17 protein-coding genes and 2 pseudogenes are annotated in these 21,092 nt (G+C 69.1%); 6 read left to right on the top strand and 13 right to left on the bottom strand.

Annotation, left to right across the window (positions count from 1 at the left end):
- Positions 1-20: 20 nt before the first annotated feature.
- From ACYVK3_RS05485 to ACYVK3_RS05470, 4 genes are all read right to left on the bottom strand, one after another.
- A complete protein-coding gene (locus ACYVK3_RS05485) occupies positions 21-1,325 on the bottom strand; it encodes an ABC transporter substrate-binding protein (protein ID WP_460496249.1) in 1,305 nt (434 codons plus the stop codon).
- 37 nt (positions 1,326-1,362) lie between these two features.
- On the bottom strand, positions 1,363-2,274 hold the full coding sequence (locus ACYVK3_RS05480; RefSeq protein ID WP_460496248.1) for a carbohydrate ABC transporter permease: 912 nt from the start codon (positions 2,272-2,274) through the stop codon (positions 1,363-1,365).
- Positions 2,264-3,253, bottom strand: coding sequence for a carbohydrate ABC transporter permease (locus ACYVK3_RS05475; protein ID WP_460496247.1), 990 nt, complete (start codon positions 3,251-3,253; stop codon positions 2,264-2,266). The genes ACYVK3_RS05480 and ACYVK3_RS05475 overlap by 11 nt, the downstream gene beginning before the upstream one ends.
- A 216-nt stretch (positions 3,254-3,469) precedes the next feature.
- A complete protein-coding gene (locus ACYVK3_RS05470) occupies positions 3,470-5,641 on the bottom strand; it encodes an MMPL family transporter (protein ID WP_460496246.1) in 2,172 nt (723 codons plus the stop codon).
- Positions 5,642-5,796: 155 nt separating this feature from the next.
- On the opposite strand from ACYVK3_RS05470, the gene ACYVK3_RS05465 reads away from it, so the two are divergent.
- Positions 5,797-6,564 (top strand): TetR/AcrR family transcriptional regulator, encoded by a 768-nt coding sequence (locus ACYVK3_RS05465; protein WP_460496245.1) that lies wholly within the window; start codon positions 5,797-5,799, stop codon positions 6,562-6,564.
- A gap of 42 nt (positions 6,565-6,606) precedes the next feature.
- Here ACYVK3_RS05465 and ACYVK3_RS05460 read toward each other — a convergent pair whose 3' ends face one another.
- Complete coding sequence (locus ACYVK3_RS05460) at positions 6,607-8,157, bottom strand: Rieske 2Fe-2S domain-containing protein (RefSeq protein WP_460496279.1); 1,551 nt, start codon at positions 8,155-8,157, stop codon at positions 6,607-6,609.
- Between the two features lie 132 nt (positions 8,158-8,289).
- On the opposite strand from ACYVK3_RS05460, the gene ACYVK3_RS05455 reads away from it, so the two are divergent.
- Positions 8,290-8,508, top strand: a complete 219-nt coding sequence (locus tag ACYVK3_RS05455) for a DUF2631 domain-containing protein (protein ID WP_460496244.1) — start codon at positions 8,290-8,292, stop codon at positions 8,506-8,508.
- Between the two features lie 1,633 nt (positions 8,509-10,141).
- Here ACYVK3_RS05455 and ACYVK3_RS05450 read toward each other — a convergent pair.
- The 7 genes and pseudogenes from ACYVK3_RS05450 to rpsB form a co-directional block, all read right to left on the bottom strand.
- A pseudogene (locus ACYVK3_RS05450) lies at positions 10,142-10,414 on the bottom strand (DivIVA domain-containing protein); the annotation flags it as partial.
- 21 nt (positions 10,415-10,435) lie between these two features.
- Positions 10,436-11,590 carry a 23S rRNA (adenine(2503)-C(2))-methyltransferase RlmN gene (gene rlmN / locus ACYVK3_RS05445; RefSeq protein WP_460496243.1) on the bottom strand — a complete coding sequence of 385 codons (1,155 nt, stop codon included), beginning with the start codon at positions 11,588-11,590 and terminating at the stop codon, positions 10,436-10,438.
- 100 nt (positions 11,591-11,690) lie between these two features.
- Positions 11,691-12,635: a phosphatidate cytidylyltransferase gene (locus ACYVK3_RS05440; RefSeq protein WP_460496242.1), complete on the bottom strand. Its 945-nt coding sequence runs from the start codon at positions 12,633-12,635 to the stop codon at positions 11,691-11,693.
- The gene (frr, locus tag ACYVK3_RS05435) at positions 12,635-13,192 is read right to left on the bottom strand and encodes a ribosome-recycling factor (protein ID WP_460496241.1); all 558 of its coding nucleotides are present in this window, start codon (positions 13,190-13,192) and stop codon (positions 12,635-12,637) included. Before frr ends, ACYVK3_RS05440 begins: the two co-directional genes overlap by 1 nt.
- 57 nt (positions 13,193-13,249) lie before the next feature.
- Positions 13,250-13,975, bottom strand: coding sequence for a uridine monophosphate kinase (gene pyrH / locus ACYVK3_RS05430; protein ID WP_460496240.1), 726 nt, complete (start codon positions 13,973-13,975; stop codon positions 13,250-13,252).
- Positions 13,976-14,094: 119 nt separating this feature from the next.
- The gene (gene tsf / locus ACYVK3_RS05425) at positions 14,095-14,907 is read right to left on the bottom strand and encodes a translation elongation factor Ts (protein WP_460496239.1); all 813 of its coding nucleotides are present in this window, start codon (positions 14,905-14,907) and stop codon (positions 14,095-14,097) included.
- Positions 14,908-14,918: 11 nt separating this feature from the next.
- Positions 14,919-15,752 (bottom strand): small ribosomal subunit protein uS2, encoded by an 834-nt coding sequence (gene rpsB / locus ACYVK3_RS05420; RefSeq protein ID WP_460496238.1) that lies wholly within the window; start codon positions 15,750-15,752, stop codon positions 14,919-14,921.
- 426 nt (positions 15,753-16,178) lie between these two features.
- Between rpsB and ACYVK3_RS05415 the strand changes: the two genes are divergently transcribed.
- From ACYVK3_RS05415 to dprA, 4 genes and pseudogenes are all read left to right on the top strand, one after another.
- Positions 16,179-16,706, top strand: coding sequence for a murein hydrolase activator EnvC family protein (locus ACYVK3_RS05415; RefSeq protein ID WP_460496237.1), 528 nt, complete (start codon positions 16,179-16,181; stop codon positions 16,704-16,706).
- Positions 16,598-16,996, top strand: a pseudogene (locus ACYVK3_RS05410) (YraN family protein); the annotation flags it as partial. The gene ACYVK3_RS05415 and the pseudogene ACYVK3_RS05410, both read left to right, overlap by 109 nt.
- 73 nt (positions 16,997-17,069) lie before the next feature.
- Positions 17,070-18,614 (top strand): YifB family Mg chelatase-like AAA ATPase, encoded by a 1,545-nt coding sequence (locus ACYVK3_RS05405; protein ID WP_460496236.1) that lies wholly within the window; start codon positions 17,070-17,072, stop codon positions 18,612-18,614.
- A gap of 8 nt (positions 18,615-18,622) precedes the next feature.
- Positions 18,623-19,786, top strand: a complete 1,164-nt coding sequence (gene dprA / locus ACYVK3_RS05400; RefSeq protein WP_460496235.1) for a DNA-processing protein DprA — start codon at positions 18,623-18,625, stop codon at positions 19,784-19,786.
- Between the two features lie 16 nt (positions 19,787-19,802).
- Here the strand turns inward: dprA and ACYVK3_RS05395 are convergent, their stop codons facing one another.
- The gene (locus ACYVK3_RS05395; protein ID WP_460496234.1) at positions 19,803-21,026 is read right to left on the bottom strand and encodes a hypothetical protein; all 1,224 of its coding nucleotides are present in this window, start codon (positions 21,024-21,026) and stop codon (positions 19,803-19,805) included.
- Positions 21,027-21,092: the final 66 nt, after the last annotated feature.

Raw genomic sequence — 21,092 nt, 5'->3', positions numbered from 1 at the left:
CGGACGGGCCGCCGGCGCACCTAGCCGATGGCGGCCTCGGCCTCGCTCATGAACTGTTCGGTCGTCTGCTCGGGGGTGGCGTCGCCGAACAGCAGGGGTTCGTAGACCCGCAGCGAGATGTCGGCGATCTGACCGGCCCCGATCGGCGGGACGGGCGGTCCCTCGCCCAGGCCGGGGCTGATCTCCGCGATGAAGTCGGCTCCCTTCTTGTCCGCCTCGGCGAGGTCGGGAAGGATCCGCTCGCGCTGTTCGAGGTTCGCGGGCAGGCCGCGGTCGGTGAGCATGAGATCGATCGACTCGTCGCTGTTGAGGAGGAAGTCGACCAGCTTGCCCGCCGCCTCGGCGTCCTCGGTTTCGGCCGAGACCGCCCAGAACATGGCGGGTTTGAGGTACATGCCCGGCTGCGTGGCCTCGGCCTCGCCGGGGAGGCGCAGGAGCTGGAGGTCGCCGCCGAGGACCTCTTCGAGCGCGGAGACCTGGTTGGACCAGTAGAACTCGGTGACGCCGGTGCCGGTCGCCAGCGGCGCCTGGTCCTGGCCGGCCGCGGTGGCCTCCACGATGACGGTGGCCTCCGGGATGGCGCCGGCCGACTGCAGATCGGTGACCATGGACCACCAGGCGGTCATGGTCTCGGCGGTGAATCCGAGGCCGCCGTCGGGGGTGTAGAGGCCCTCGCCCCGCTGCCGCGCGAAGACGTTGAACAGCGCCTCGTTGTTGAACGACAGTCCCGAGTTGCCGATGGCGTCGCCGCCCGCGGACAGGTCGCTGACGAAGGTCATGAAGTCGTCCCAGGACCATGTGGTGTCGTCGGGCATGGAGACCCCAGCGGCGTCGACGAGTGCCGGGTTCACCAGCAGGCACAGGGCGTTGACGCCGGTGCCGATGCCGTAGGTGGTGCCATCGAGCTGGCCGCCCTCCAGCACGGCCGGGTCGAGGTTGCTCATGTCGATGCCGATGTCGTCGAGGGCCAGCAGCGTGTTGCGCTCGGCGTATTCGCGCAGGTACCGCTCCTCGTGCTGCATCACGTCGGGTGCGTTGCCGCCGGAGACCGAGACGTTGAGCGCGTCCCAGTAGCCGGACCAGTCGGCGACCGACTCTTCGATGGTGATGTCGGGGTTGGCGCTCGTGAAGGCCTCGATGATCTGGCGCGTGTACTCGTGCCGGGGGTCGGACCCCCACCACATGAAGGTGAGCTCTCCGGAGCCGCCGTCGCCGCCGCCGTCGTCGTTGCCGCAGGCGGCGAGCAGCGGTGCCGCCGCCGCTCCGAACAGGCCGGCCTTGGCGAGTGTTCGCCGGCTCAGGCCTGAGGGGTTGGATGAATGCATCGTCTCGTCCTTTCAGAGGATGAGGTTGGTTGCCGTGTTACTTGATGCCGGTGGTGGCGATGCCTCGGACGAGGTACCGCTGGCCGGCGAGGAAGAACCCGAAGATCGGGCCCAGTGCCACGATGGACATCGCGAAGAGGGCTCCCCAGGACGTCTGGCCCTGGGAATCGAGGAATAGGCGCAAGGCCAGTGGCACGGTCTGCAGGTCGATGTCGCGGATGTAGATCAGCTGGGAGTAGAAGTCGTTCCAGGTCCAGATGAACGTGAAGATCGCGGTGGTGGCCAGCGCGGGGGTGCACAGCGGCATGATCACGCGGAGGAACACGCCCCAGTGGCTGCATCCGTCGATCTTGGCGGCCTCGTCGAGCTCGCGGGGCAGGCCGCGGATGAACTGCACCATCAGGAAGATGAAGAAGGCGTCCGTGGCCAGCAGTTTCGGCACGATGAGCGGCCAGAAGGTGTCGATCCAGCCGAAGTTGTTGAAGAGGATGTACTGCGGGATGATCACCACGTGGATCGGCAGCATGATGGTGGCCAGCATGATGGCGAAGAGCATGCCGCGCAGCGGGAATCGCAGCCGCGCGAAGGCGTAGGCGGCCATTGAGCAGGCGACCAGGTTGCCGATGATGGAGCCGGCGACGATGACCATCGAGTTGAAGATGTACCGGTGGAACGGGTGCGGCAGGGCGGTCCAGCCGTCGTAGTAGTTCCGCCACTCGATGCGCGAGGGGATCAGGCTCGGGTCGGAGAAGATCTCCTCGAGTGGTTTGAACGAGGCCGACAGCATCCACAGCAGCGGGTAGATCATGATCATCGCGAATACGATGAGGCCCAAGTGGATCAGGAGGCGTCGCAGCGATCCCAGCTCCGATCGGCCGCTCTTGCGGCGCCCGGTCGGCCCGGAGGCGGCGGGAGCCTGGTGGACGGGGGTCCGAGTCTTAGTCGCCATAGAACACCCAGAATTTCGACATGAGGAAGTTGAGGGCCGTGAACACGCCGATGATCAGGAGCAGGAGCCAGGCGAGGGCCGAGGCGTAACCCATCTCGAAGGCGGTGAAGCCGCGGTCGTAGAGGTACAGCGTGTAGAACAGCGTCGAATCCGATGGGCCGCCCTTGCCTCCCGAGACGATGAACGCCTGGGTGAACGCCTGGAACGCGTTGATGATCTGCAGCACCAGGTTGAAGAAGATGATCGGGGTCAGCAGCGGTACGGTGATGTTGAGGAACCGCCGCACCGGTCCGGCGCCGTCGACCCTGGCCGCCTCGTAGTACATGGCGGGGATCTGCCGCAGGCCCGCCAGGAAGATCACCATGGGCGAGCCGAAGGTCCACACGTTGAGGATGATCAGCGTGTCGAGCGCGAAATCGGGGTGGGAGATCCATCCTTGTCCTTGGACGCCGAACAGGGCCAGGACCTGGTTGACCAGTCCTTCGGTGCCGAAGACCTGGCGCCACATGATGGCGATGGCCACCGAGCCGCCCAGGAGCGAGGGCAGGTAGAAGATCGAGCGGTAGATCGGCAGGCCCCGCACGCCCCTGTCGAGGACCATCGCCAGGCCCAGCGCCATCGCGAGCTGGAGGGGCACGGAGATGAAGACGTACCGGAAGGTCACTCCGAGCGAGGTCATCAGGCGCGGGTCGTCGAGCATCCGCTCGTAGTTCGCCAGCCCGATCCAGTTGGCGTCCCCGATGAGGCTGTAGTCGGTGAACGACAGGTAGAAGGAGGCGACCATCGGCCCGATGGTGATGACGGTCAGGCCGATGATGAAGGGTGTGAGGAAGCTGAGGGCGGCCCAGCGCTCGCGGCTGCGAGCGGACCTGCCGAATCCCCGCTGGACCCGTCGCCGCGGCGCGGAGGCCGGGGGAGGCTTTGCGTCGTCGGGGTTGCGCGTTTTCGTTGGCACAACAGCGACTTCGTTGTCGGTCATAGAGTATTGAGGCCTTTCGGAGGGGGTTGGCTCCAAGTCACACCAGGTTATGCAACCGCTTGCTTCGTTGTCAATGGGTCAACTTAAATTCCTCAATATCTTTAGTAACTATGGCCCAACTGATTCGTCATCGCAACATGCGTCACATGCGGCTCGCGTGCAACGAGCAGCGGCCCGCCCCGGTGAGACCGGGACAGGCCGCTGAGGCTGCAGTGGTCAGACGTTCGCGGGCACCTTGCGGTCGGCCGGCGGTTCGACCGCCTCCTCGGTCTCCTTGAGGCCGTACTTCGAGTACAGGCGGGCCAGCGGGCCCGGCACCCACCAGTTGGCTCGGCCCAGCAGCCGCATCGCGGCCGGGACCAGGAGCATCCGCACCACGGTGGCGTCGAGGAAGATCGCCACGGCCATGCCCAGGCCGATCATTTTCATGAACGTGATGCCGCCGAATGCGAAGGCGCCCACCACGACGATGAGGATCGCCGCCGCCGCGGTGATGATCGAGCCGGTCTTCTGCATGCCGCGCAGGACGGCGGTCCGGTTGTCGGCGCCGTTGTCCCACTCCTCGCGCACCCGCGAGAGCAGGAAGACCTCGTAGTCGGTGGAGAGGGCGAACAGCAGTACCACCATGAGCAGCAGGTTCGAGGGGTTGAGGTATCCGGTCGCGGTGAAGTCGAGCAGGCCGGACAGGTTGCCCTCCTGGAAGATCCACACCACGATGCCGATCGCGGCGCCCAGAGACACGAAGTTCATCAGGACCGCCTTGACCGGCAGCACGATCGAGCCGAAGGCCAGGAACAGCACGATCATCGTGACGGCGACGATGTAGCCGACCATGGCCGGCAGGCCGTCCGCGATCGCGTCGAACATGTCCACGAGGTCCGAGGCCCCGCCGGTGACGAACAGCTCGCCGCCGGCCACGTCGATGTCGCGGACGTCCTCGATGAGGTCGCGGGACTCGGCGCTGAACGGCTCGACACCGTAGTGGACCTGCAGGAGCGTCGAGGCGCCCGATGCGTCCGCCGGGACGACCCGCTCGACGTCGTCGAGCCCTTCGAGCGTTTGCACGGTCTCGGCCAGAGCGGCCTCTCCACCGCCGGTCACCATGACGTCGAAGGTCTCGGAGTCCCCGCCGGGGAACTCGGCCGCGACGGTCTCGGTGACCACGCGGGACTCGGCGTCGGCGGGCATGTCCCGCTCATCGACGCCGCCGAACTCGGCGCCCGCGACCGGCCAGGCGAGGAACACCATGAAGGCGAGGACCGGCAGCAGGACCAGCACGGGACGGCGCATGACGCCGGCGGCCAGGCCGTGCCAGAAACCGGTGTCCGTCTTGGGCACGCTGTCCCTCCTCCAAGGCAGCCTTCCCTTGTCGACGCGGTGGCCGAGCATGTAGAGCAGGGCCGGGAGGGCCACCAGGGCCGAGAGCATCGCGACGCCGACGGCGGACATGACGCCGTAGGCGATGCCGTGCAGGAACGGCACGTCGACCAGGAGCAGACCGCCCATCGACAGGACGATGATCATGCCGGAGACCATGACGGTGCGCCCGGCGGTGGCCACGGTCCCGAGCACGGCCGCGCGCTTGTCACGCCCGTTCGCCAGCTCCTCGCGGAACCGCCGCAGCACGAACAGGGCGTAGTCGATGGACATGCCCAGGCCGATGATGGTGATGACGTTGGCCGCGAAGATCGAGACGTCGGTGAACTCGGTGATGACGCGGGTGATGGCGAAGCCGCCGAGGATCGCCATGCCGCCGATGAGCAGCGGGAGCGAGGCGGCCACGAGGGCGCCGAAGACCACGATCATGATGAGCAGCAGCAGCGGCATCGAGATCAGCTCGGCGATCTCGAGGTCCTCTTGGACCTGCTCGTTGATGTCGAAGAAGGTCGCCGCGCCGCCGCCGAGGGCGACCTCGAGGCCGTCGGTGTCGCCGGCCGCGCGCAGATCCTCGTGGACGGCCTCGTAGGTGTTCGCGAGGGCCTCGTCGGAGCTGCCTCCGGCGAGGGAGACGGCGACGAAGGTGGAGTGCCCGTCGTTCGAGACGAAGGTCGGTGCACCGGTGTCGTAGTAGGAGACCGCGCTGTCGACCTCGTCGAGGGCGGCCATGTCGGCGGCGGCGCCGGTGACGGCCGATTGGAAGTCGGGGTCCGCAACGGTCGAGTCGTGTGAGGTGTAGAGGACGACGACGTCGGCGCCGGTGGAGCCGAACTCCTCCTCGATCGCTTCGGCGTCGGTGACCGAGCGCGCCTCCTCGGAGACGAAACCGCCGTCGGTGAACGCATCGAAGACGCCCAGGCCCCAGGTCGAGCCGACCGCGAAGACCGCGACGATCCCGACGACGATGAGCCAGCGGGCCTTGATGACCGCGCGGCCTAGCAGGGAATACATATGCTTCTCCTCTTGGGGAGGCCGTGACCGCTGGTTTCGGGGGGCCGAACAGCGGTAGGATAGTGAGCATTGAATATTTAGCTAACGGCGTTAACCCTAATGAACGGTGATCGTAAAATCAACGGCGTTAACACGATTGTTCCAAGAGGAGTGCAGTGAGTTCCAACACCACGGGTGGCCCGAGCCGTCGCGAGCGGATGCGCGCCGAGACGATCGCCGAGATCAAGGCGAGCGCGCGCGGCCAACTCCTGGAGCTCGGCCCGAGCGGGATCTCACTGCGCGCCATCGCCCGCGAGGTAGGGGTCTCCCCCGCTGCGCTGTACCGATACTTCGACAGCCTCGATTCACTGGTGACCGAGCTGTGCTGCGACTTCTACGACGAGCTTATCGAGGAGACGCGCGCGGCCATGGACCAATCGCCGCCGGAGCACCACCTCGATCGGCTCAAGTCCTGGATCTGGTCGTTCCGGGTCTGGGCGGTCGCGCACCGGCGCGAGTTCGAGCTCATGCTCAACACCCCCGACGGCGAGAGCTCGATGTCGCTGCCGGCCGACATGACCGGCATGGCGTTCGAGGACCTCCACCCGGTCATCCGGAAGTCCCTCGAGCACGCCAAGATGTGCGGGCAGGAGTTCGCCGCCTACTACCGCCAGACCAAGGGCGAGGGCTTCGACTTCGCCCAGGTCGAGATGCCCCAGATCTCCGAGGACCTGCAGCGGGAGCTGCGGGAGAAGTGCGCGGACATGATCATCGGGGAGCCCCTGCCGCTGTCCTGGGTCTTCGCGTTCACCTCGGCCTGGGTCCGGGTGTTCGGCCTGGTCGCCATGGAAGCGTTCGGTTCCCTGCCGGTGCAGGCGAACGTCGACGAGTTCTACAAGACGCAGATCATGTCGATGATGAGGGACTTCGGCATCGAAAAGTGAGCGATGGCGGACCGACCGCGAAGGACCGGCCGCTCAAGTCGGCTACCCGGCCTCAGCGCGAGCGCTTCTGATGTCATGCCCGACGCTCGTCATGCACTTGCCGGAGCTCAGGTTCCACTTCCAGCCGTGCATCTGGCAGGTCAGCACGCCTTCCTCGACCTTGCCGAAGACGGACAGGTCGGCCTTGAGGTGCGGGCAGCGGCGCTGCATCGTCCAGCCCTGCATCGTGATGTCCTCGTCGTCCGGGCGCTGCTCGGCGTACCAGCCCTCGGCGTACTGGATGCGCTCCTCCGAGAGGCACTTGAAGAACGCGTAGACGAACTCGTTGTACTGGCCGATGCGCGCGGCGGTGAACCGGCACGACAGGAACAGCGAATTGACCCAGTCGACCTCGCGGATGTGCAGCAGATGCTCGATGAGGCGCCGCTCGGTGCGGAAGCGGTAGCGGACCTTCGCCCCGTCGTCCGGGTAGATCTTGCGCTCCAGGAAGTCGAAGATGATCGACTCGACGACCTCGTCGGAGTCCGGCGCGGTCAGGTCGAACCGGACCGGGCCGCCGACGCCGGTGGCGATGTGCTCGGCCTGGGCCATGAGCGGCTCGATGCGCTCGCGCAGCGTCTCGAGGATGTCGATCTCCGGGTGCGACCAGGACGCCTTCTCGACCGCGATGCGCTCGGCCTGGCGTTCCTTGTAGGCGTCGAGGTGCTGCTTCTTGTTGGCGAACCACTCGCGCACGTCCTCGACCGGGTGCGCGACGTTCGCCGAGCCGTCGGCGACGATCTCGGCGACCGAACCGGGCAGCAGGATGATGTTGTTCTTGCGTCCCTGCTCCTCCAGCCAGTCGGTGTAGGCGAGCTGGTCTGGGAAGATGTTGCCCTCGTCGCCGAAGACGTCGTTGAACTGGTACAGCTCGTCGTCGAGGAAGCAGGGCGGGCCGGCGATCGGGAAGACCCAGTCGCCGGCGACGTCGTCGATGTAGCGCAGGGACCGGTCGAAGCCGCGCTCGCGCTTCTGCTTGCCGAAGGCGCGCTTGGCGTTGTCGGGCAGCTCGTAGACCATCGGGAACCAGATCGCGCCGGAGAACTGGAGCATGTGGGCGTGGATCTTGCCGTGCTGGAGGAAGACGCTCATGTCGGTGGGACGGGCGTCGTTCTGATTGAGCAGGCGGGTGCCGTCGGCGTCCTCGACCCACAGCGACGAGTCGCCGATCGGGCCGTCGGTGGGACTGGTCAGCGCCTGGATCATGACCTTGACGCCGCCGGGCAGCTCGACGATCTCCTCGGAGACGGTCTTGATGAACTTGTGGAAGCCCAGCGCCCGCAGCTCCGTCTCCAGCTCGGAGGTAGGGTACTCCGGCAGCAGGACGGTGGTGTCCTTGCTGATGTGCTTCGAGAGGTTCTCCTCGTCGAAGTGGTCGCGGTGCAGGTGCGAGACGTAGAGGTAATCGGCGCGGCCGAGGGCGTCCCAGTCGAGCTGCGAGTTGTCGGGAAAGGGGAACCACGAGGCGAAATAGGCGGGGTTGACCCACGGATCGCAGAGGATCGAACCTGCGGCGGTCTCGATGAACATGCTGGCGTGGCCAGTGCCGGTAATGCGCACGGATACCCTTCCGGATTTGGTCGACAGTGCCTCAACTTTACAGCTCACACCGCGGCCGGGGCAGCGACGCTGCTCCTTGTGGCGTGCGAGACTGTCCCCGATATCGGATTGGTTGGAGGAACCCTAATGGCAGCCGAAGAGCAGATTCTCTCGCCCGATCAGCGCAAGCCCACCAACCGCAAGGCCATGTACACCGCCTTGGTGGTCGGCGCGGTCATCGTGCTGAGCTTCATGTTCGGCAACCACCTCGGCCGCGTCGAGGACATCTTCCTCGTCCTCACGGCCGCGATCCTGGTCGGCATCGTGGTCGTCGACGCGTGGATGGCCAAGCGGGGTCTGCGCTAGCGCGCACCGATCGTCACGGCAGACGGAACCGGGGCTGCGGATCGCAGCCCCGTTCGTCGTCGTATCGGGCGAACGAGCGTCAGTGCATCATGCCGCGGCGCGCGAACAGCTCTCTGACCTCGCGCAGTGCCGAGTCCACTTCGGCCTCGAAGTAGCCGCCCTGCACCAGGGAGAACTGGCTCGTGTCGAGCTCCCGGTCCGACAGCGGCACCGGGTTGCGGCCGGTCATGGCCGCCGATACCGCGTCGAACATCTGGTCGACCTGGGTGGGGTCGTAACCCGAGCCGAAGCGCCTGGGCTGGAAGGCCCGGCGCAGCTGTTCGAGGCGCTGCACGTCGTCGGGCGTGAACGGCGAGTCCGACGCCCGCATCTCGGTGGTCATCTCCTCGCGGCCGTGGCGGCCCGGCGCCTCGAATCCGCGGCCCTCGTAGGGATTGCGGCGGCCGAAGTCCGGCGGTGAGGCCGCGCCTCGGTGCTGCTGGGCGCCGAACGCGCCATTGTCCGCCGGAGGCGGCGGAGCGCCGTGGCCTGCCGAAGGGCCGGAGACGTGGCTCGGCGGGCCGAAGCCACCGGCCGGAGGCGGCGGGCTCGGCGGCGCGGCGCGGCGGCCGTAGCCGGTGTCCTCGGGCCCTTCGGGCGCGAAGCCGTCGTGCTGCGGTTCGGGCTGCTGGTAACCCCCGCTGTCAGGTCCGAAACCATCGCGTCCGTAGGTGCGTCCGCGCGATCCGTACGTCTCGCCCTGCGGCGGTTGGTGCGGCTGCTGGATCGGCGCGGTCGGCGGCGGGGGCGGCACGCCGGGCTGCTGCATCGGCTGGCGCGGCGCCTGCGGGATCGGCCCGGTGGGCGGCCCCGGCGGCGTCGGCGGCATGGGCGGCTGCGAAGAAGGTCCGTGCGGCGGCGTGGCCGCGCGGCGGCCGGTCTCGCCCATCTCGTCGTCGTAGGCCGCGCCGAAGCCGGGAGCGGGGTCCGGGGCCGCGCGACGGCCCGGTGGCCTCGAACCGGTCGCGGCAGGCTGGACCTGGGTGTCGTCGTTGGACGGCGGCGGGCCGTAGCCTCCGGCCGATGGCCGGTCCTGCTGCGGGAATCCGCCGCGCCTCGGGTCGGACTGCAGCGGCAGCTGCTCGGTCGCACCGTGGTGCGGCGAGGGTCCTGCGTGGGGCGCGTCGTGGGGGGGCATGCCCCCGCGCGGGGGCGGACCGGCGGCATCGCGCCCGGGCGGTCCGAAGTCGCCGCCTCGCGGCGCGGCCGGCTCAGGGCCGCGTGGGGCGCCGAAGTCGCCTTGATGCGGTTCGGGGGCGCCGCCGCGGGGAGGAGCGCCGTACACGTCGTCCTGTCCGCCTCGCTTCGCGAACGGATCGTCGTAGTCGTCGCCGGGAGGACCGGCGAGGAAGCCGAAGCCTTCGTCGTCGTCGCCGCGCAGGTCGCCGAAGCCGTCGGGGTCCGGCGGTGGGGCGGATCGGGAGGAGCGGCCGACCGGTTCGCGGGCCGGAGGAGGCGGCGGGGCGGCCGCGCGGGCCGCCATGATCTCGCTCGCCGGGATGGCCTGCGTCGGGGCCGGCTCGGGGTTGCGTCGCTGGCCGGGGCCCGCCTGAGCGGGCGGGACGGCCGCGGCGGCGGTGTCGGGCTTGCCGTAGTCGGGGGCCGGGGCGGTGCCGAGCACGCCCCGCTCCTCGAGCTCGGCGAGCTGGCGCGCCACCCGGTCGAGGTAGACGTCGACCTGCCACTCGTCGTACCCGCCGAACCGGACGCGGAAGACGACGTCGTCGACCTCGTCGGCCGTCACAGGGCTGCCGACGGGTTCCCCGGAGAGCGTGGCCTCCACGCGGTCCAGGAACGCGTCCACTTCGTCGACCTTGTAGCCCCGGCTCAACGCTCGGCGCCTGAATCGATCCCCATGACTCGCCACTACCAAGCCACCCTTCTCCGCCTAACTCGCGGCGCCGGCAGAGGACAACTCGCCCGACTCCGTGCCGGCAGCGCTGGTAGGACCAGCCTCCCGGACCGAAGCAGCCAGCTGCCCGCAGGCGCCATCGATCTCTTGGCCGCGCGTGTCGCGAACGGTCGTTGACACTCCCGCCGCACGCAGCCGCCGCACGAATTCCGCCTCCACCGGCTTGGGACTGGCGTCCCAGCGGCTCCCCGGCGTGGGGTTGAGCGGGATGAGGTTCACATGAACCAACTTACCCGCTAGTAGCTTGCCCAATAGGTCTGCCCGCCAAGGCTGATCATTGACATCGCGAATCATCGCGTACTCGATGGAAACGCGACGACCGGTCACTGAAGCGTACTCCCAGGCCGCCCCCAGCACCTCGGCGACCTTCCAGCGGGTGTTGACGGGGACGAGTTCGTCACGCAGCTCGTCGTCCGGGGCGTGCAGCGACACGGCCAGTGTCACCGGCAAGCCCTCGGCGGCAAGCTTTCCGATCGCGGGGACCAAACCCACAGTGGAGACGGTCACGTTCCGCGCGGACAGGCCCACCCCGTCCGGCACCGGGTCGGTGATGAGCCGCAGGGCGGCCTTGAGCCGGGGCCAGTTCGCCAGCGGCTCGCCCATGCCCATGAACACGATGTTCGACAGGCGCCCGAGGCCGCGTTCGGAGGCGATGCGGGCGCACGCGACGACCTGGTCGACGATCTCGGCCGTGGTCAGGTTGCGGGTCAGCCCGCCCTGGCCGGTGGCGCAGAACGGGCAGGCCATGCCGCAGCCGGCCTGCGAGGACACGCACGCGGTGATGCGGTCGGGGTAGGCCATGATGACGCTCTCGACCAGCGCGCCGTCGTGGAGGCGCCAGACGGCCTTGACGGTCCGGCCGCCGTCGCAGTCGTCGAGGCGGATCGGGTCCAGCAGGCGAGGCAGCAGGGCCTCGCCGATGGCCTCCCGCGCGGCGGCGGGCAGATCCGTCATCAGACTCGCGTCCGCGACGTGTCTACCGAAGTATTGGTTCCGCAATTGCTTGGCGCGGAAGGCCGGCTGCCCTATCTCGGATAGGACGGACCGGCATCCTGCCAAATCGAGGTCGGCGAGGTGCCGCGGCGCTGCCTTGCGGGGGCGCGGCTCGGTCAACGTGAGTGCTACAGACATGTCACGACCTAGTCTCGCATGTCCGGCAAGGAGCCCGCCAACCCCGGAACGCGGTTTTCACCCCGAGCCCTCCTTCATCGCCTTCACCAATCAGGACGCATCACCCAAGGAGGTAACGGAACCAGACATAGGCCACCGGTGCGACCATGAGGATGGAATCCAGTCGGTCCATCACTCCTCCGTGTCCGGGGATGAGATTGCTCATGTCCTTGATGCCCAGGTCCCGTTTGAGCAACGAGACCGACAGGTCCCCCAACGTAGCGGCCAGCGCCACGCAGACGCCGAACGCCACGCCAAGCGGGATCGGAACGTCGAAGAAGAACCAGAGCGTCAGCGACCCGCCCAGAGCCGCGGCCGCGATGGAGCCGCCGAGACCCTCCCAGGACTTCTTGGGGCTGATCCGCGGCGTCATCTGATGGCGCCCGAACAGGACGCCGGCGGTGTAGCCGCCGGTGTCGGAGAGGACCACGGTGAACAGCATGATGAGGACCTGGGCCGCACCGGTCTCGATGAACCGCGCCGAGCCCTGGTCGGAGTTCGCCAGCAGCATCACGAAGCCGGCCAGGAACGGCACCTGGACGAGCACCAGGGACGCGGCCGAGACGTCGGCGCGGTAGTCGGTGGCGCCCTCGGCGAGGCGCCACACGAACAGCGCGGCCACGCCCACGGCGGTGCCGAGCAGCAGCCCGGTCGCGCCGCCGTACCAGGCGAGGACGACGATGAGCGCTCCCGCGGCGGCCAGCGGGAACACCGGGACGTTCTTGCCGCCCCGGTGCATCGCGGTGCCGGTCTCCCAGCAGGCGACGGCGACGGCGATGACGGCGAGGCCGAGGAAGGCGATGGGCTGGATCAGCAATGAGGCCAGGACGACCGCGGCGAGGCCGAGGCCGACGCCGATGGCGACGGGCAGATTGCGTCCGGCCGAGGGCTTGCGGCGGCCTTCGGGCTCCGGCGGGCCGGCCTCGGCCGCGTCGGGCTCTCGCCCGCCCCCGTCAGGCGACGGGTGCGGGCGGCGCCCATGGGGGCCGTCGGGGAGCACGTTCATCAGATCTCGAGCAGTTCGGACTCTTTGGAGCTCACGAGCTCGTCGACGATGCCGGTGAAACGGCCGGTGAGGTCGTCGAGTTCCTTCTCGGCGGCGTGGCCCTCGTCTTCGGAGGCCTCGCCGTCCTTGACGAACTTGCCGATCTCGTCCTTGGAGCGGCGGCGGACGTTGCGGATCGCGATCTTGGCGTCCTCGCCCTTGGAGCGGGCGAGCTTGACCATTTCGCGGCGGCGTTCCTCGGTCATCGGGGGCAGGTTCAACCGCAGCTGGTTGCCCTCGTTGGACGGGTTGACGCCGAGGTCGGAATTGCGGATGGCGTCCTCGATGTGCTTGGTCTGCGAGGTGTCGAACGGTTTGACCAGGACCATGCGCGGCTCGGGGATGGCGATCGAGGCCACCTGCGGCAGCGGCGTCGGCGCACCGTAGTAGTCGACGGTGATCCGGTTGAACATGGCGGAGGAGGCGCGGCCGGTGCGGATGACCGCGAATTCCTCTTTGGCGTGCTCGATGGCCCGCTCCATCTTCTCCTCGGCTTCGAGGAGGGTGTCGTCAATCACGGCTTTTCTCACATTCTCTTGCAGCCTGACAGCACTTCTGACGGTACCGTCCCGGCCCTAGTCGTCGGCGGCGTGGATAAGGGTGCCGAGTTTCTCGCCGACCAGGGCGCGGCGGAGGTTCTCGTCGCCGTCGGCGCCGAAGACGAGCATCGGCAGGGCGTTGTCCTTGCAGAGGCTGAAGGCGGTCTGGTCGACGACCATGAGCTCGCGCTTGAGCGCCTCGTCGAAGGTGAGGTCCTCGAGTCGCTCGGCGGCGGGGTCGGTGCGCGGGTCGGCGGTGTAGACCGCGTCGACGCCATTCTTGCTCACGAGCACCACCTGGGCCTCGATCTCGAGGGCGCGCTGAGCGGCGACGGTGTCGGTGGAGAAGTAGGGGAGCCCCGCGCCGGCGCCGAAGATGACGACGCGGCCCTTCTCGAGGTGGCGGATGGCGCGCAGGGGGATGTAGGCCTCGGCGACCTGGGCCATGGAGATGGCGGTCTGGACGCGGGTGTCCACACCCTCCTTCTCCAGGAAGTCCTGGAGGGCGAGGCAGTTCATGACGGTGCCGAGCATGCCCATGTAGTCGGCGCGGGCGCGGTCCATGCCGCGCTTCTGGAGCTCGGCGCCGCGGAAGAAGTTGCCGCCGCCGACGACCACGGCGACCTGGACGCCTGCAGCCACGCCCGCGGCGATCTGGCGGGCCACGTTGTGGACGATGTCGGGGTCGACGCCGACGGCGCCGCCACCGAAGGCCTCACCGGACAGTTTCAACACGACTCGGCGGAAGGTGGCTTCACTCATGACGTTCCCCTGAAGTTCGCTCGGCTCCGGACATGGAACGAGGCGGCGGCCAACAGCCGCCGCCCCTTCGAATTGCTATACGGCTTGCGCCAGTGTAGTCGGCGGTCTCAGTCCGCAGACTACTCCTGACCGACCTCGAAGCGCAGGAAGCCCGTCACCTCGGTGCCGGCGTCTTTGAGGACCTGCTTGACGGTCTTCTTGTTCTCGATGACCGAGTTCTGCTCGAGCAGGACGAAGTCGCGGTAGTAGGCGCCCACCTTGCCTTCGACGATCTTGTCCCAGGCGCGCTCGGGCTTGCCCTCTTCCTTGGCGCTCTCCAGCGCGACGCGCTTCTCGGCCTCGATGGCCTCGGCCGGGACCTCGTCACGGGTGAGGTACTTCGGGCGCATCGCGGCGGCCTGCATGCCGACCTGGCGGGCGGCCTCGGCGTCGCCGGTGTAGGCGACGAGGACGCCGACCGCCGGAGGCAGGTCGGCGGCCTTGCGGTGCATGTAGACCGCGACGTCACCCTCCAGGGAGCCGATACGGCCGACGACGAGCTTCTCGCCGAGCTTGGCCGATTCCTCGGCGACGACCTCGGAGACGGTCTTGGCGCCGAACTTGGCGTCGGTGAAGGCGGCGGCGTCCGCGGGGCGGACCTCGTCGGCGAGTTCGACCAGCGTCTGGGCGAGCTCGATGAACGAGCCGCTCTTGGCGACGAAGTCGGTCTCGCAGAGCAGCTCCAGCAGCGTGTTGCCGGACTGGGCGACCAGGCCCTGGGCGGTGGTGCGCTCGGCGCGCTTGCCGACGTCCTTGGCACCCTTGATGCGCAGCGCCTCGAGCGCCGCGTCGTAGTCGCCTTCCGCCTCTTCAAGGGCCTTCTTGACGTCCATCATCCCGGAGCCGGTGGCTTCCCGGAGCTTCTTGACGTCAGCCATCGTGAAGTTGGCCATTGCTCCCCTTCTTACTGCTTGTCGGCTTCTTCGACGACCGTCTCGCCTGCCGGCTCGACGACCTTCTCGGTGTCTTCGGTCTTCTCGGCCGAGAGAAGTTCCTTCTCCCACTCGGCCAGGGGCTCGCCCTCGGCCTTGCCGGTCTTCGCTTCGGTGCCACCGGAGCGGGCCATGAGGCCCTCGGCGACGCCGTCGGCGATGATCTTGGTCAGCAGGGCGACGGAGCGGATCGCGTCGTCGTTGCCCGGGACCGGGTAGTCGACCTCGTCGGGGTCGCAGTTGGTGTCGAGGATCGCGACGACGGGGACGCCGAGCTTGCGGGCCTCGTCGACGGCGATGTGCTCTTTCTTGGTGTCGACGATCCAGATCGCCTGCGGGACCTTCTCCATGTCGCGCAGGCCGCCGAGCGTGCGGTCGAGCTTGTCCTTCTCCCGCATGAGCTGGAGCATTTCCTTCTTGGTGCGGTTGGCCGCACCGTTGGCCTCGATGATCTCGAGTTCCTTGAGGCGCATCAGGCGCTTCTGGATGGTCTGGAAGTTGGTGAGCATGCCGCCGAGCCAACGGTGGTTGACGAAGGGCATGCCGACGCGCGCCGCCTGCTCGGCGACGGCCTCCTGGGCCTGCTTCTTGGTGCCGACGAAGAGGACGGCGCCGCCTTCGGCGACGACGTTCTTGACGAAGTCGTGGGCCTTCTCCGCGTAGTCGACCGTCTGGCGAAGGTCGATGACGTAGATGCCGTTGCGGTCGGTGAGGATGTACCGCTTCATCTTCGGGTTCCAGCGACGGGTCTGGTGCCCGAAGTGCACGCCGCTTTCCAGCAGCTGCCTCATGGTGACAACCGACACGGTTGTAGTCCTTTCTTTCCCTGGTTCAATTGCAAGGCCCGCTCGAAGTCCGAGTGCCCCGCTCCTGGCGCTCGCCCTCGACGATCATGCAACCGGGAAGCCCCGGACCTGGGAGATCGCGATGGTCAGACCGCACCCGTCACGAATGGAATGGTGTGATCTCGACCGCGGCGAGCGCGCGAAGTCGGCACCGCGCATAGGCGCTGTACCGCTCTGAACAGTGTACGCGGAGACCGGAGGGCCCCGCGCGGCCGGTGGACCACAGTGATCGAAGCAATGCAAGCCTCGGCCCGATCGGGCGAACAGGGGAGGAAAGCCTCGGCCGATACGGTGCTTCTCAAGTTGTCCACAAGGTGATTCCAGGGTTATCCACAGCCTGACGACTTTTTCTTGCCGACTCCGGGACCATCGGCTCACCATAGTGTCATGAATCGACTACACAGAGCGATGGTCATGGCCGCGGTCCTCGGCGCTCTCGCGGCGGCCGGAGCGACCCTGTGGCCCACCCTCGCCGAGGCCCGGGAGGAGCGGGGCGGCTGGCAGGCGCCGGCCGGCCCCATCGACGTGGCGACCCGCTTCGATCCGCCGCCGCTGCCGTGGCTCCCGGGGCACCGCGGGGTCGATCTGGGCGCGTCGGCGGGCGACGAGGTGGTGGCCGCCGGCGCGGGCACGGTCGTGTTCGCCGGTGAACTCGCGGGACGGGGCGTCGTGAGCGTCGACCACCCGAACGGCCTGCGCACCACCTATGAGCCGCTCGCACCTGTGGTCGAGCCGGGCGAGACGGTCGCGGCGGGCCAGGCCGTCGGACGCCTCACGGCGGGCCACCCGTCGTGCCCGGTCACGGCATGCCTCCATCTCGGCCTCAAACGCGGCTCGGCCTATCTCGACCCGCTCCTGCTCTTCGGCGCCGGCCAGGTGCGGCTGCTCCCCCGGCCCGGCGGGGCCGGGCCGTGACGCTGCGGGACGTCGGCCCGCGCGAGCTCGGCCGCATCGGCGAGCGGCTGGCGGCGGCGCATCTGCGGCGGGACCGGATGCAGCTGCTCGACCGCAACTGGCGGCACCGGCTCGGCGAGATCGACCTCGTGGCCCGCCTCGCGGAGGTCGTCGTCTTCTGCGAGGTCAAGACCCGCCGCTCGACGCGTTTCGGCGGACCGCTCGCGGCGATCGACGGCGAGAAACTCGGCCGCGTCGAGCGGCTCGCCAGGGCCTGGCTGCGCGAGCACTGCCGATCCGACCAACCGTGGCGCGTGGATCGTGTCGGACTGACCGTCTCCGGCGCCGAGCGCATCGAACTCGAACACCACTGGGGGCGACGACATGGGTTACAGCAGCACCAGCACGGTCTGCATGATCGGGACGACCGGTGTGGTCGTCACCGTGGAGGCGTCGGTATGGACATCGGCCTCCAAGGCGAGCGAATCGGTACGCATGTCGGGCCTGCCGGACAGCGTCGTGAACCAGGCGCAGACCCGGGTGCGCTCGGCGATGGCGAACTCGGCGCTCCGGTTCCCGGACAAGGACAAGTCGGTGACGGTCAACTTTCTGCCCGCTTCGCTGCCCACCACCGGCTCGGCGGCGGACCTGGCATTGGCGATCACGATCATGCGCGCCGACGACATGGTGCCGACGCACCGGCTCGGCGACACCGTGCTGCTGGCCGAGCTCGGCCTGGACGGGAGCCTGCGGCCGGTGCCGGGCGCGCTGCCGGCGCTCCTGGCGGCCCGCCGGGCGGGCATGACGACCGCGGTCGTCTCGCCGGAGAACGCCGCTGAGGCGGCCCTGGTCGAGCAGATGAGGATCCTGGCACCGCGCAACCTGGCCGCACTCGTCGCCTGGCTGCACGGCCAGACCGAACTGGAACCGGCCCTGCCCGCCGAGGCGGCCCCCGCCCCGGACCTGCCCGACCTGGCGGATCTGCGAGGTCAGCCGAAGGCGAGAAGGGCGCTCGAGATCGCGGCGGCCGGCGGCCACCACATGTTCATGACCGGCCCTCCCGGCGCGGGCAAGACCATGCTGGCCGAACGCCTCCCGTCGATCCTCCCGCCGCTCACCGACGCCGAGGCGGTCGAGGTGACCTCGCTCCATTCGCTGCGGGGCCGGTTCGCCGAGGGCGCCGCCGAACTCATCAGGCACGCGCCGTTCGAGGCGCCGCACCATTCGATGACGGTCCAGGCGCTCATCGGCGGCGGCCGCCACGCCGGGCCCGGCTCGCTGGCGCTGGCCCACCGCGGCGTCCTGTTCGTCGACGAGGCCCCCGAATGGCGCAGGGAGGTGCTCGACTCGCTCCGCCAGCCGCTGGAAAGCGGCGAGGTGCTGGTGCGCCGGGCCGAGAGCACCGTCCGCTATCCGGCGCGGATGCTCCTGGTGCTGGCCGCGAACCCCTGCCCGTGCGCGCCGAACCGGCCGGTCGAGTGCCGGTGCCCGCCCGGGGAGCGGAAACGCTACTTCGCACGGATCTCCCGGCCGCTTCGCGACCGCATCGATCTGCGCATCGACGTGGAGGCGCCGTCGGCCTCGGCGATCCTGTCGGACCTGGTCGAATCCGAGCCGTCCGAGCCGGTGGCCAAGCGGGTCGCCGCGGCGCGCCAGATCGCCGCCGGACGGTGGGCCGACGCGGGCGAGCGCTGGAAGCTCAACTGCGAGGTCCCCGGCCCCGCACTGCGCTCGCCGCGATGGCGGCTGCCTCCCGCGGCCACCCGGACGGCCGACGACATGCTGCGGCGCGAGCGCGTCACCGCGCGCGGCTACGACCGCATCCTCAAGCTCGCCTGGACCGTCGCCGATCTGCGCGAGCACGGCCGTCCCACCGCCGACGACATCGACTCGGCCGCCGAACTGCGGCTCGGGTACACGATCACCTAGGAGGAGTTGTGACCGGTCTTCCCGACGATCCGCGCCAGGCGCTCATGCTGTTGTCCTCGATGGTCGAGCCCGGTGACGCCGAGCTCGACGACCTCCTCGGCGACGTCGGTCCGATCGAGGCGGTGGGGCGCATCTGGGAGGGCGAGGTGCCCGAACGGCTGCGGCGCATCACGAGCGCGACGGTCGTCTGCACCCGCGACCCGCGCGAGCGCTGCGAGGCACTCGTCAAGGCCACCTCCTCGTGCGGCTCACGGGTCCTGGTGCCGGGCGATGCCGACTGGCCCGAGCAGCTGCGGGACCTGCATCTGGTGTGCGACAACGAGGAGCCGCACCTGCGGCCGCCGCGCTGCCTGTGGGTTCGCGGCGAGGGCCGCCTCGCCGCGATGTGTCGGCAGTCGGTGGCGATCGTGGGCGCGCGGGCCGCCAGCGAGTACGGGCTGCACGTCGCCGACGACTTGGCCGCCGACCTGACCGAGGCCGGATGGACCGTGGTCTCCGGCGGCGCCTTCGGCATCGACCGGGCCGCGCACCTGGGTGCGCTCGCTCGCGGCGGGCCCACGGTGGCGGTGCTGGCATCCGGGGCCGAACAGCCGTATCCGCATGCCAACCGGTCCATGTTCGATCTTATTGTCCAGAAGGGGCTGATAGTGAGCGAGTGGCCGCCGGGTTCGCACCCGATGCGGCACCGCTTCCTCACCCGCAATCGGGTCATCGCGGCGCTGAGCGCGGGCACCGTCGTCATCGAGGCGGGCGTGCGCTCGGGGGCGCGCAACACCGCCCGGCACGCCGCCGAGCTGGGGCGGGTCCTGATGTTCACTCCCGGGCCGGTGACCTCGTCGCATTCGGCCGGCGTGCACCTGCTCGCCAGGGAGCCGTGGGAGGCGCGGCTCGTGACGCGGGCCGAGGAGGTCATCGAGGACGTCACCGGGATCGGCGGGCCGATGGCGCCGGCCCCGCCGTCGCCGCGCAGGCCGTTCGACAGCCTCAACGAGATCGAGGCGCGGCTGGTCGAGGCCCTGCCGCGCGGCTACGTGGTCGAGGACGTCCGCTTGGCGGCGGCGGCCGGAGTGCCGGTCGCGGCGGCCGCCGAAACGCTGGAGCGGCTGCGGCGATCCGGCTGGGTCGAATTGCTGGAGGGCAGGTGGCGCCTGGCGCGAGGAGGGGTCGGGTAGGCGCGTTCGGGGTCGGTCAGCAGGAGGCGTTGCCGGAGACGGGGTAGTCCACCGTGACGGTGTGGGGGTCGACGAGTTCGGCCCTCGGGGCCCAGCACTCGTAGACGGCACGCTCGACGCAGGAGGCGCCGGTGATCATCGCCGATTCGACGTCGGGATGGCGCAGGCGCAAGCGCACCCAGTCCTCGTTGCGGCTCAGCACGAGCACGTCGACGTCGCGCCAGCGCGCCTTCGTGTAGAACCGCTTCGGGCTCGTGACCGGGCTGCGGCTCGCCGCGCCGCGGACGTACGCGCTGAAGCCGTGCCCCGGGTCGGCGGTGACGCGCACCCGTTCGCCCTCGTGCTCGCCGAGGACGCCAGCGTGCACGGCCGGGTCGACGCGGAACAGTGCGCGACCCTGCTCCAGCCCCGGGATGCGGCTGATGAGGTCGCGGTGCTTGGCCCCGGCGACGCGGTCCCACACGTTCGACTGCGGCTGGTACTGGAAGAGCGCGATCTCGGTGCCGTCCGAGGTGTACGCGAGGATTTCGGCCCGCGCGGTCAGCGGCAGGTCGGCCAGGTCCGCCGTGGAGAACTCGGGGATGAGGCTCGAGCCGCTGGGAAGGAAGCCCGTGCCGAGGACCATCGAGCCGCGCCGCTCGCGGCCGGGCATGCTCATCAGGCCGGGGAAGTTCACGGCCTCGGTGCTGACGTAGTCGCAGGCGCAGATCGCCCGCCACCGCAGCGCGAACGCGACGTCGTTGATGTTGTCGGGGTCGCCGTCGAGCACCATCCGGTCGCCCGGCGTGCGCAGGTGCGCCACGTCGAACTCGCGGAAGCACACGCCGCTCACCAGCGGCGCCGAGGTGAGCTGGCGCGCCACCTGCTGGCGGTTGAGCGGCTTGATCATGCGGGTGCCGACGGTGACGAACGCGGTGGCGCGCACCGCGGAGACCAGGGCGCGCTCGGCCCCTTCGATCCGCGGGTTCTGGCTGTACTGGTGGACGGTCCTGAAGTCGGCCCCGGGCATGAGCGGGACCGAGACCGGTGCCACGCCGGCGCGGAGCATCTCCCCGCCGGCACTGGACACTTCGGACGCGTGAACATAGCGGTGGTAGGACCGGCCGCTCGGTTGGAACCCGTGCTCGTGTGTGTCCGAATAGAGCTCGAAGGCGGCCCCTCCGGCGATCGGACGCGCCGTGTAGCGCCTGTCGTGCCAGACGATCTCGGTGGTCGAGGTCGAAGTTGCCGGGGCCTGCATAGTGCGGAGCCTACAGAGACCGGGGAACGTTCGGGTTAACCGAATATGAACTTGAGTATCCGGGCA

The organism is Glycomyces tarimensis (assembly GCF_054776215.1).
Note: the sequence above shows the minus strand (reverse complement) of the source record. Positions and strands in the feature narration are given on the sequence as shown.

What these genes read in the sequence shown, in the direction of transcription:
- ACYVK3_RS05415 (WP_460496237.1), top strand. Translation starts at nt 16,179, where the DNA reads ATGAATCGACTACACAGAGCGATGGTCATGGCCGCGGTCCTCGGCGCT.
- ACYVK3_RS05455 (WP_460496244.1), top strand. Translation starts at nt 8,290, where the DNA reads ATGGCAGCCGAAGAGCAGATTCTCTCGCCCGATCAGCGCAAGCCCACC.
- rlmN (WP_460496243.1), bottom strand. Translation starts at nt 11,590, where the DNA reads ATGTCTGTAGCACTCACGTTGACCGAGCCGCGCCCCCGCAAGGCAGCG.
- ACYVK3_RS05440 (WP_460496242.1), bottom strand. Translation starts at nt 12,635, where the DNA reads ATGAACGTGCTCCCCGACGGCCCCCATGGGCGCCGCCCGCACCCGTCG.
- tsf (WP_460496239.1), bottom strand. Translation starts at nt 14,907, where the DNA reads ATGGCCAACTTCACGATGGCTGACGTCAAGAAGCTCCGGGAAGCCACC.
- pyrH (WP_460496240.1), bottom strand. Translation starts at nt 13,975, where the DNA reads ATGAGTGAAGCCACCTTCCGCCGAGTCGTGTTGAAACTGTCCGGTGAG.
- ACYVK3_RS05480 (WP_460496248.1), bottom strand. Translation starts at nt 2,274, where the DNA reads ATGGCGACTAAGACTCGGACCCCCGTCCACCAGGCTCCCGCCGCCTCC.
- ACYVK3_RS05405 (WP_460496236.1), top strand. Translation starts at nt 17,070, where the DNA reads ATGGGTTACAGCAGCACCAGCACGGTCTGCATGATCGGGACGACCGGT.
- ACYVK3_RS05485 (WP_460496249.1), bottom strand. Translation starts at nt 1,325, where the DNA reads ATGCATTCATCCAACCCCTCAGGCCTGAGCCGGCGAACACTCGCCAAG.
- ACYVK3_RS05470 (WP_460496246.1), bottom strand. Translation starts at nt 5,641, where the DNA reads ATGTATTCCCTGCTAGGCCGCGCGGTCATCAAGGCCCGCTGGCTCATC.
- ACYVK3_RS05475 (WP_460496247.1), bottom strand. Translation starts at nt 3,253, where the DNA reads ATGACCGACAACGAAGTCGCTGTTGTGCCAACGAAAACGCGCAACCCC.
- ACYVK3_RS05395 (WP_460496234.1), bottom strand. Translation starts at nt 21,026, where the DNA reads ATGCAGGCCCCGGCAACTTCGACCTCGACCACCGAGATCGTCTGGCAC.